At 71.2% G+C, this 9957-nt stretch carries 8 protein-coding genes; 1 reads left to right on the top strand and 7 read right to left on the bottom strand.

Annotation, left to right across the window (positions count from 1 at the left end; genetic code table 11):
* Positions 1-120 precede the first annotated feature (120 nt).
* The 7 genes from AC07FN_RS44995 to AC07FN_RS44965 all read right to left on the bottom strand — a co-directional run bounded on the left by AC07FN_RS44995 (position 121) and on the right by AC07FN_RS44965 (position 8775).
* A complete protein-coding gene (locus AC07FN_RS44995) occupies positions 121-2430 on the bottom strand; it encodes an ATP-binding cassette domain-containing protein (protein WP_478401224.1) in 2310 nt (769 codons plus the stop codon).
* A gap of 197 nt (positions 2431-2627) precedes the next feature.
* A complete protein-coding gene (locus AC07FN_RS44990; protein WP_478401223.1) occupies positions 2628-3437 on the bottom strand; it encodes an ABC transporter ATP-binding protein in 810 nt (269 codons plus the stop codon).
* Positions 3434-4222, bottom strand: a complete 789-nt coding sequence (locus AC07FN_RS44985; protein WP_478401222.1) for an ABC transporter ATP-binding protein — start codon at positions 4220-4222, stop codon at positions 3434-3436. Before AC07FN_RS44985 ends, AC07FN_RS44990 begins: the two co-directional genes overlap by 4 nt.
* Positions 4219-5082 (bottom strand): ABC transporter permease, encoded by an 864-nt coding sequence (locus AC07FN_RS44980; RefSeq protein WP_478401221.1) that lies wholly within the window; start codon positions 5080-5082, stop codon positions 4219-4221. The genes AC07FN_RS44985 and AC07FN_RS44980 overlap by 4 nt, the downstream gene beginning before the upstream one ends.
* Positions 5079-6053: an ABC transporter permease gene (locus AC07FN_RS44975; RefSeq protein ID WP_452616447.1), complete on the bottom strand. Its 975-nt coding sequence runs from the start codon at positions 6051-6053 to the stop codon at positions 5079-5081. Before AC07FN_RS44975 ends, AC07FN_RS44980 begins: the two co-directional genes overlap by 4 nt.
* Complete coding sequence (locus tag AC07FN_RS44970; RefSeq protein ID WP_478401220.1) at positions 6050-7645, bottom strand: ABC transporter substrate-binding protein; 1596 nt, start codon at positions 7643-7645, stop codon at positions 6050-6052. The genes AC07FN_RS44975 and AC07FN_RS44970 overlap by 4 nt, the downstream gene beginning before the upstream one ends.
* Positions 7645-8775: a C45 family autoproteolytic acyltransferase/hydolase gene (locus AC07FN_RS44965; protein ID WP_478401219.1), complete on the bottom strand. Its 1131-nt coding sequence runs from the start codon at positions 8773-8775 to the stop codon at positions 7645-7647. Before AC07FN_RS44965 ends, AC07FN_RS44970 begins: the two co-directional genes overlap by 1 nt.
* Before the next feature lie 103 nt (positions 8776-8878).
* On the opposite strand from AC07FN_RS44965, the gene AC07FN_RS44960 reads away from it, so the two are divergent.
* Positions 8879-9757 (top strand): MurR/RpiR family transcriptional regulator, encoded by an 879-nt coding sequence (locus AC07FN_RS44960; RefSeq protein WP_478401218.1) that lies wholly within the window; start codon positions 8879-8881, stop codon positions 9755-9757.
* The last annotated feature ends 200 nt before the right edge of the window (positions 9758-9957 follow it).

Below are 9957 nucleotides of genomic sequence, written 5' to 3'. Positions count from 1 at the left end.
CACACTGCGAGGGCCTGAGCCCGGTGCAATACCGGGCCCAGACCCTCGCTGCCTAGACTCTCAATTACCGAGTCCAACTTCCGGGGACCACTTCACGTTCGCGGTGCCCCTCCCTCGGTCCTAGTTCGCGCCGACGTACTTGCGGAGGTGCTGGGCCGTCAGGGAATCGCCGGTCGCGACCAGCTCGGCCGGGGTGCCGGTGAAGACGATCCGGCCGCCGTCGTGGCCCGCGCCGGGACCGAGGTCGATCAGGTGGTCCGCGTGCGCCATCACCGCCTGGTGGTGCTCGATGGCGATCACCGTGCCGCCGCCGTCCACCAGCCGGTCCAGCAGCGCGAGCAGCTGGTCCACGTCGGCCATGTGCAGGCCCGTGGTCGGTTCGTCGAGGACGTAGATCGACGCCTTCTCCGCCATGTGGATCGCGAGCTTCAGGCGCTGCCGCTCGCCGCCGGACAGCGTGGTCAGCGGCTGGCCGAGGCGGACGTAGCCCAGGCCGACGTCCACGAGGCGGCCGAGGATCGCGCGCGCCGAGCCTGCGGTGAAGAACTCGTGCGCCTGCGCCACCGACATGCCCAGGACCTCGCTGATGTCCTTGCCCCGCAGCTTGTGGGCCAGCACCTCGGCGGTGAACCGCTTGCCCTCGCACTTCTCGCAGACCGTCGCGACGCCGGCCATCATCGCCAGGTCCGTGTAGACCAGCCCGATGCCCTTGCAGTTCGGGCAGGCGCCCTCGGAGTTCGCGCTGAACAGGCTCGCCTTGACGCCGTTGGCCTTGGCGAAGGCCGTCCGGATCGGGTCGAGCAGGCCGGTGTAGGTGGCCGGGTTGCTGCGCCGGGAACCGCGGATCGGGGCCTGGTCCACCACGACCACGCCGTCGCGGCGGGGCAGCGAACCGTGGATCAGCGAGCTCTTGCCCGACCCGGCGACGCCGGTGACCACGGTCAGCACGCCCAGCGGGATGTCCACGTCGACGTTCTTCAGGTTGTGCGCGTCGGCGCCGGTGATCGAGAGGTGGCCGGCCGGCTCGCGGACCTCCTCGCGCAGCCGGGCCCGGTGGTCCAGGTGCCGTCCCGTCAGGGTGTCCGAGCGCCGCAGGCCCGCCACGTCGCCGGCGAAGCACACCTGCCCGCCGGAGGTGCCCGCGCCCGGCCCGAGATCCACCACGTGGTCGGCGATCTCGATGGTCTCCGGCTTGTGCTCCACGACGAGCACCGTGTTCCCCTTGTCCCGCAACCGGATCAGCAGGTCGTTCATCTGCTGGATGTCGTGCGGGTGCAGGCCCACCGTCGGCTCGTCGAAGACGTAGGTCACGTCGGTCAGGCTCGAACCGAGGTGCCGCACCATCTTCACCCGCTGCGCCTCGCCGCCGGAGAGCGTCCCGGACTCGCGGTCCAGGCTCAGGTAGCCCAGGCCGATCTCGACCAGCGAATCCAGCGTGTCGCGCAGCGCCTCCAGCAGCGGAGCCACCGATTCGTCGCTGATGCCGCGGACGAACTCGGCCAGCTCGTTGATCTGCATCGCCGAGCAGTCGGCGATGTTGCGCCCGTCGATCTTCGCCCCCAGCGCGGCCGGGTTCAGCCGGGCACCACCGCAGGCCGGGCAGTCGGCGAACACCACCGCGCGGTCCACGAACGCCCGGATGTGCGGCTGCATCGCCTCCCGGTCCTTGGCGAGGTAGACCCGCTGCACCTTGACCAGCAGGCCCTCGTAGGTGGTGTTGATGGTGGCGTGCTTCATCTTGGTGGCCGGCTTGTGGAGGAAGTCCTCCCACTGCTCGGGCGTGAAGTCCCGCAGCTTGACGTCGGGGTCGAACAGCCCGGAGCCGGCGATCACCTGCCAGTACCAGGAGTCCACCGCGAAACCGGGGACGGTGATCGCGCCTTCGTTGAGCGAGCGGTCCTTGTCGACGAGCTCGTCGACGTCGATCGTCGAGACGTGCCCGAGCCCCTCGCACTCCGGGCACATGCCTTCGGGGCTGTTGAAGCTGAACGCCGTCGCGGTGCCGACGTGCGGGGTGCCGAGGCGGCTGAACAGCAGGCGCAGCATCGTGTGCGTGTCGGTGGCGGTGCCGACCGTGGAGCGGGAATTGGCGCCCATCCGCTCCTGGTCGACGACGATCGCGGTGCTCAGGTTGCGCAGCGAGTCCACGTCCGGCCGGCCGAGGCTGGGCATGAACGACTGGATGAACGCCGTGTAGGTCTCGTTGATCAGCCGCCGGGATTCGGCCGCGATGGTGCCGAACACCAGCGAGGACTTGCCGGAACCGGAGACACCGGTGAACACCGTGAGCCGCCGCTTGGGGATGTCCAGCGAGACGTCGCGGAGGTTGTTCTCCCGCGCCCCGCGGACTTCGATCAGGTCGTGGCTGTCGGCGGCCCGCCGGGGCTCGGCGGTTTCGGAGTTGATGCGTTCGGACGGATCCGGGCTCATGCTGCGCTGCTTCTCCAACCGTGCGAAAGGCATTGGTTCCGGATGCCCCGCGGCACCGCTTCCGCAGGCGCGCGCCCGTGAGCGTTCCGGGGCGTCCTGGCGCCCCGAAACGCTCACGGCATTTGATCTGCGGAATCGGCGACTCGCGGAGCACCGGCCATCCTTTATACCGGCCGGGACCGACAGCCGCCGCGAAATCAGCCTGCCAGCTCCGGGAGTTCGGCGCGGCGGGCGGCGATGGCCGCCGGGTTCCAGCCCGGCCGGGGCACCGAATCCTTGAGCAGCTGCACGTACGGATGCTCCGGCGAGCGCAGGACGTCGCGGGTGGTGCCGCTTTCCACGAGGCGGCCGCGCAGCAGCACCGCGATCGTGTCGGTGACCTCGTTGACGACGGCCAGGTCGTGGCTGATGAACAGCTGGGCCGTGCCGGTATCGCGCCGCAGTTCGGCCAGCAGCCGCAGGATCTGCGCCTGCACCGAAACGTCCAGCGCGGACACCGCTTCGTCGAGGATCAGCAGCTTCGGCCGCACCGCGACGGCCCGCGCGATCGCCACGCGTTGCCGCTGCCCGCCGCTGAGTTCCCGCGGCAGCGCAAGCCTTTTCGACGCGTCCAGGCCGACCTGGTCGAGCAGCTCGCCAACGCGGGCGTGCCGCGCGGCCCGGTCCGGCCAGCCGTGCAGGCGGAGCACCGCGTCGAGGCAGCGGCCGATGGGAACGGCCGGGTCGAGCGAGAGGTACGGGTCCTGGAACACCAGCTGGATGGCCTTCGCCCTGGCCAGCCGCGCCCGGCCGGTGCGCGGGCGCGTGGCGACCGGCGCGCCGTCCAAGGTGATCTTGCCGCCGTCGGGTCGTTCCAGGCCGGCCAGGATGCGGGCGATCGTGCTCTTGCCGGAACCGGATTCGCCCACCAGGCCCAGCGATCCGCCATCGGGCACGGTCAGCGACACGTCGTCGACCGCGCGGGTCGGACCGAACGACTTGCGCAGGCCGGTCACTTCGAGCGTCATGCGTCGACTCCGTCCTCGTCCAGCACCGGCACGGCGGCGAGCAGTTCCGCGGCGTAGGCGGATTTGGGCGAGGCGAACAGCTCGCGCGCGCCCTGTTCCTCGACCACCTCGCCGGAGCGCAGGACAACCACGCGATCGCAGAACGCCGCCGCCAGCGGCAGGTCGTGCGTGATGAACAGGATCCCGAGCCCCCGATCGGCGCGTGCCCGGCTCAGGATCCCGATGATCTCGGCCTGCGTGGTGACGTCCAGGGCGCTGGTCGCCTCGTCCGCGACCAGTAGCTCCGGCTCCGGCGCGAGGGCCGCGGCGATGACCAGCCGCTGCAGCATGCCGCCGGAGAACTCGTGGGGGTACCGCGCGAGCATGGCCTCGGGTTCCCGCAGCCCGCACTCGCGCATCAGGCCCACCACCCGGTCGCGGGCATCCCGTTGGGACCAGCCGAGATTCGTGCGCAGCTGCTCGGTCAGGAAGTGCCCGACCGGGCGCACCGGGTTGAACGCCGCGCGCGGTTCCTGCTGCACCACGCCGACCTTGCGGGTCCGCAGCTCCCGCAGCTCCGCCGGGGACATGCCCAGCACGTACCGACCGTCCACCGTGATCTGTCCGGACACCGCGGCCGAGGCTGGCAGCGCGCCCGCGATGCTCATCGCGGCGGTGGACTTGCCGGAACCGGACTCGCCGACCAGCCCGACCACCTCGCCCGCCTCGACGCGCAGGTCGATGCCGCGCAGGATCGGCCTGCCGGGGAAACCGACGGTCAGATCCCGGAGTTCTGCCAGGCTCATGAGTGCTCCACCCTGCCGAGCCGGTCGGCGATCCGCACGCCGACGATGTTGAACGCCACCACCGCGATCGCGATCATCGCGCCGGGCACCAGCGTCGGGGCCATCGCGCCTTCGAGCATCGCGAACTGGCCCTCGGCGACCATCAGGCCCCAGTCCGACGACGGCGGCTGCGAGCCGAATCCGAGGTAGCTCAGGCTCGCCAGCGCCATCAGCACGTCGCCGAAGAGCACCACCGCGTAGCCGAGCACGATCGGCATCACCCGGGGCAGCAACCGGGTCAGGCAGATCGCCGCGCCGCCCATGCCCTGCACCCGGTACGCCTCGATGTACGGGCGCTGCCGCTCGGCCCGCGCGGCGCTGCGGGTGATCTTGGCGACCGCGGGGAAGTACGCCAGGCCCAGGGCCAGCACCGACGCGGCGACGCCGGTGCCGAGCACCGCGATGGTCAGCACCGCGAACAGCAGGCCGGGGAAGGCGATCAGCGCATCGGTCGCGCGGGAGACCACCGCGTCCAGCCAGCCGCCGCGCCACGCCGCGACGACGCCCAGCACCGGGCCGAGGAGCAGCGAGATGACCAGGACGCCCAGCGGTGCGATCAGGCTGGTGCGGGCGCCGTGCAGGATGCGGGACAGGATGTCGCGGCCGAGCTGGTCGGTGCCCAGCAGGTGTTCGATGCCCGGCGGGGCGAGGATCGAGTCGAAATCGGTGGCCGTCGGGTCGTAGGGCGCGATCAGCGGCGCCGCCAGCGCGGCCAGCCCGAGGATCGCGAGAACGCTTGCGGCGCCCCAGAACAGCGGGCCGTTGCGCCGCCGCCCGGACGCGACCGCGGCGTCGGCGACGAGCGATCCGGACAGTGTCATGCCGCCGCTCCTGCCTGTCGTGGGACACCCGCGCGCCGGGCCCGGCGCAGCCGCGGGTCGGCGAGGTGCTGCACCAGCTCGGTCAGCCCGGTCGTCACCACGTACGCCAGCACCATGCACAGCAGGACCGCCTGCGTGACCGGGAAGTCCTTCGTGTTGATGGCGTTGACCAGCAGCGATCCCACGCCGCTGAGCCCGAACACGGACTCCACCACCACGGTGCCCGCCAGCAGGCTCGCGGTGATCATGCCCGCCATCGTGGCGATCGGGCCGACCGCGTTGCGCAGCACGTGCCTGCCGATCACCAGCCGCTCCGGGATGCCGCGGGTGCGGGCGACCCGGACGTGGTCCTGCACCAGGATGTCCACCATGGACTGCCGGGTGACCCGGGTGATGGTCGCCAGCGACACCACCGCCAGGGAAACGGCGGGCAGCGTCAGGTGGTGCAGCCTGCCGAGCACGCCCTCGCCGGCGCCGGTCACCGGGAACCAGGCCAGCCCGACGCCGAACGCGGCGATCAGCCCGACGGCCGCGACGAACGGCGGGATTCCGGCGAGCATGGCCGTCGCGGCCGACACCACCGAGTCCAGCGGCCCGCGGCGCACCGCGGCCAGCGAGCCGAGCAGCACGCCGATCGCGATGGTCAGCACCGCCGCGTACAGCGCCAGCCACACCGTGGTCTCCAGCCGGGTGGCGATCAGGAAGCCGACGTCCTGCCCGTAGACGAACGACCGGCCGAGGTCGCCGCGCACCACGCCGCCGAGCCACAGCACGTACTGCACCAGGAACGGCTGGTCCAGGTGGTACTCGGCGCGGATCGCGGCCAGCGTCTCGTCGCTGGCGTTCTCCGCACCGCCGGCCAGCACCGTCGCCGGGTCACCGGGCGCCAGGTACATCGCGGCGAAGATCAGGAACGACGCGACCAGCAGCGTGATCACCACCTGGCCGAGCCAACGCAACAGCGCGATCAAGACCGCCTCCCGAGATCGGCCGCCCACGGATAGGTCAGGTAGGCGCTGGAGACCGGCGCGCCGGTGAGCCGGTTGCTCATCGCCAGCGTCGTCGGGGCCATCACCAGCGGGATGGACAGCATGTGCCCGAGGTACTCGTCCTGCAGCCGGATGACCTGCCGGGTGCGTTGCAGGTCGTCGTAGGTGGCCGCGGCCGAGGCGAAGGTGCTCTCGTACTGCTCGTCGCGGAAGTCCAGGTAGTTGTTGACGCTGTCGGGCAGCACGTTGTCGTACATGCCCAGCCCGTCGGGCTTGGACAGGTACCAGTCGTTGACGATCAGATCGACGCCGGCCCGCGCCTCCGGCGAGGCGAACAGCTCCGAGAACTGGGCGGGCGGCACGGTGCGGATCTCCACCGGCAGCCCCAGCTCCAGCCCGGCGTCGCGGACGCCGTTGGCCAGCACGTTGCCCACGGCGGTGCCGTCGTTGGCCACCACGATCGGCTCCGCCGGCGGCCCGGCCTCCCGCACCAGCTCGCGGGCGCGCGCCAGGTCCGGCTCGCCGGGGCGGATCGGGACGTCGCGGATCTGCTGGTATGCCTGCTCGAACAGCTCCTTGCCGGTGCCGAACGTGCCCGCGCCGACCGGCAGCTTCCACGGCTCGGCGGCGCCGCGGAACGCCGCCTCGGCCATGCCCTGGCGGTCCAGCGACAGCGACAGCGCGGTGCGCAGCCGGACGTCGGCCATCGGCCCGCGGCCGGTCGGGATGAGCTGCCACGCCGACGTGGTGAGTCCGAAGTGGAGGGACAGCTCCGGGCTGGTGCTCAGCGCCGGCGCCATGCTCGGGTCGTCGAGGTAGGCGCCGTCGGCGGCGCCGGTGCGCAGGCTGTTGACCGCCGCCCACTCGTCGCCCCAGACGAACCGGATGCTCTCGGTCAGCGGCCGGAGCTCGGGGTTCCAGTAGTCCGGGAACCGCTTGATCGTCAGGCTCGCCCCGGCGTCCCAGCGGTCCAGGTAGTACGGGCCGCTGCACGCGTCGGGCCGGCCGGGGCTGCCGAAGTCCCGGCCGAGCCGGTTCACCACGTCGGCGTTGAGGACGATCCCGGCGTCGCCGGCCATCCGGTACTTGAACTGCGCGTCCGGTTCTTCCAGCCGGACGGTCACTTCCATCGGGCCGGTGACGTCGATGGACTCGACGTTGCCGAACTCGTCGGACTCGTCGTTGCCGTCCTCGGCGTGCCGTCGCAGGCTGAACGCGACGTCCTCGGCGGTGACCGCGCTGCCGTCGTGGAACCGGACCCCGTCGCGGACCCGGTAAACGAACGTCGCAGGGTCCGGCATCGCCGGTTCCCCGACCAGCCACGGGCGGACGGTGAGGTCCGGTTGCAGCTGGTAGAGGCGGTCGCAGAGGTTGGCCACCACGGTGTCCTCGGTGGTGGCGCCGTGGTAGTCGGTGTCGAGGGTGAGCGGCTCGGAGTCCAGGAACCAGGTGATGTCGCCGGCCGGCGCGACCGCCGGCGGCGTGTTCGGCACCAGCTGGACCGCGCCGAGCTGCGCGGAACTTCCGCAGCCGGCCAGCAGCCCGGCGGAGAGCAGGGCGAGGCATCTTCGCATCAGCCGTCACCGCCCGGTCCGTCGTAGAGGTTCCACGGCAGCAGCTGGTACTCCTCGGTGCACGGGTTGCCCGCCGCCACGTAGTACTCGCCCGCGGTGAGGTCGATGCAGTTGTGCAGCACGGTCGACCACTGGCGGATCTCGTCGGTGCACTCATCGGGATGGGTGCACACCGACTCCGGGTAGCCGAAGTGATCGGAGAAGGCGTCCTTGATCGCCTTGCGCACGGCATCGCCGCCGGACGCGGTGCGCGCCTGGCGCAGCCCGGTGCGGATGCGGGGCACGCGGAACAGGGAGTCCACCGGCCGGGGCCGGTAGTCGGCGGCCAGCTGCGGCGGGATGAATGCCTGGTAGTGGTTGCCGTGCACCAGGACCCCATCCTCCGGGTACATCCAGCCGTGCGCCTTGGGCGTCGTCTCGACGTCGATGGCGAAGTCGTCGCGGTGCGTCAGCAGCGCGTTGCTGGCGATCTGCTGGTCGGCCTTGCTGAGCACCTCCAGCGCCTCGTGCATGCTCGACGAGTCGAGCACCTTGCGGCGGATGAGGGTCTGCGGGACGCCGCGGGTGGCGCCGAAGTTCCCGCCCAGGCCGTTGGCGTTGAGCGCGAGGCCGGTGGAGTTGGCGCCCTGGCGGCCGACCTGACCGGCCTCCAGGTGCATCACCACGGTCGGCTTCGGCGGCTGCACGATGCGGGCCACCACGATGGTGTCCTTGATGCCGTGCCGCCAGTCCCAGTTCTGTCCACAATAGACGTGGCTGTCGCCGCTGGCCTCGGACAGCAGCGCGAACGACGAGCAGCCGTCGGCGTCCTCGTCGGTGGCGGGCAGGCTGTCCCGGATGAGCTCGCCGCGCGCGTTGAGCGCCAGGACGTCGGTGAAGGCGACCCCGGCGCCTTCGGCGGTGCCGGTCATCTCCTCGACGAGGTCGGGGGCGAATCGTTCGCAGCCGGGGCGGAGCTCGTCGACGCGGGCGGTGACCTGTTGCCAGGTCAGGCCGGTCGACTTGCCGAACGCGTCGGAGTAGTAGGCGAGGGCGCGGTCGATCTGGGCCCGGGCGAACTCGCCGTACTGGCGGCCCCGTTCCCGTGCGGTGCCGCGGAGTTCCACGGTGGGAAGTGTCAAGTTGTTCATCCGGTCTCTCACCAAGCGCTGTAGTATTCGCTACAGAAAAAATGTGACGGGCGTGACTGCTACAAGAAATGTAGTGAGGATGACGGATAAGTCAAGAACTGAAGTGAACACTTCAGGAGAGGGAGCGGCCGAAGACCTCCGCGCTAGGGTGCAGGAGCGCCTCGACGGGCTGTCCCGCGCGGAGCAGAAGGTGGCGCGCTACCTGCTGAACATGCCGCAGGAACAACTGGTCTTCGCCACCGCCGAAGAACTGGGCCAGCACACCGGCACCAGCGACGCGACCGTGGTCCGCACCGCGCGCAAGCTCGGCTACAGCGGGCTGCCGGAGCTCAAGCGCGAAGCCGGGCGGGCGCTGGTGACCACGGTGGCGCCGGCGACGCGCCTGGAGCAGCGGCTGGCCAGCATCGGCCCGGACCTGGAGCGGGCGATGGCCACGGTGTTCACCGAGGCCCGCGACGAGCTGGAGAACACCCTGGCCGCGCTGAAGCTCGAAGACGTGCGGACGGCGGTGAGCCTGCTCTCCCACGCGCGCGAGGTGATGGCGTTCGGCGTCGGCGGCTCGGAACTCGGCGCGCGGCACCTGGCGCTGCGGCTGAACCGGCTCGGGCGGCGGGCCCGGTTCGTCGGCAGCACCGGCTTCCGGCTGGCCGACGACCTGCTGCCGCTGGGCCGCGACGACGTCGTGGTGATCTACCTGCCGGGGCGCGCCCTGCCGGAGCTGGAGGTGCTGCTCGACCACGCCCAGGTGGTCGGCGCGCGCCGGATCCTGATCTCGGAACGCCGCCTGGCCAAGCAGTTCGCCCCGCAACTGGACGTGGCGCTCTACGCGGCGGGCGGAGCGGGCCGGGTCGCGGCGGAATCGACCTCGGCGCTGACCCTGACGGACCTCCTTGTCCACGGGGTGGCGACCCTCCACGAAACCCAAGCCGTGGAAACCCGGAACACCCTGACAACACTCCGGGAACGCCTCCTGCGCAAATGACCTCGCGAGTGGCTATGGCCGCAGGCATGGGGCCGTGCGCACTTTGCGCTGCTATTGCCCGGATCCGCCGGTGGGTGCTTGCTAGCGGGGTTGTTGATCTTCGTGGTTGGTGGTGATCGGCAATCCCGTCGGTGGGCGTGTGGGGGCTGCCGGCTTGGTGGTCCGGCTTATCCACTGTGGTCCCCGGTCGGCGCCGCTTG

This window comes from Saccharopolyspora sp. NPDC045941, from assembly GCF_056431445.1.
The sequence above is the reverse complement of the archived record's forward strand: the minus strand, read 5'-3'. Positions and strand labels throughout refer to the sequence as shown.

Bases quoted from the DNA above. Each gene is read 5' to 3' on its own strand.
- AC07FN_RS44965 (WP_478401219.1), bottom strand. From the start codon at position 8,775: ATGAACAACTTGACACTTCCCACCGTGGAACTCCGCGGCACCGCACGG.
- AC07FN_RS44985 (WP_478401222.1), bottom strand. From the start codon at position 4,222: ATGAGCCTGGCAGAACTCCGGGATCTGACCGTCGGTTTCCCCGGCAGG.
- AC07FN_RS44980 (WP_478401221.1), bottom strand. From the start codon at position 5,082: ATGACACTGTCCGGATCGCTCGTCGCCGACGCCGCGGTCGCGTCCGGG.
- AC07FN_RS44995 (WP_478401224.1), bottom strand. From the start codon at position 2,430: ATGAGCCCGGATCCGTCCGAACGCATCAACTCCGAAACCGCCGAGCCC.
- AC07FN_RS44970 (WP_478401220.1), bottom strand. From the start codon at position 7,645: ATGCGAAGATGCCTCGCCCTGCTCTCCGCCGGGCTGCTGGCCGGCTGC.
- AC07FN_RS44990 (WP_478401223.1), bottom strand. From the start codon at position 3,437: ATGACGCTCGAAGTGACCGGCCTGCGCAAGTCGTTCGGTCCGACCCGC.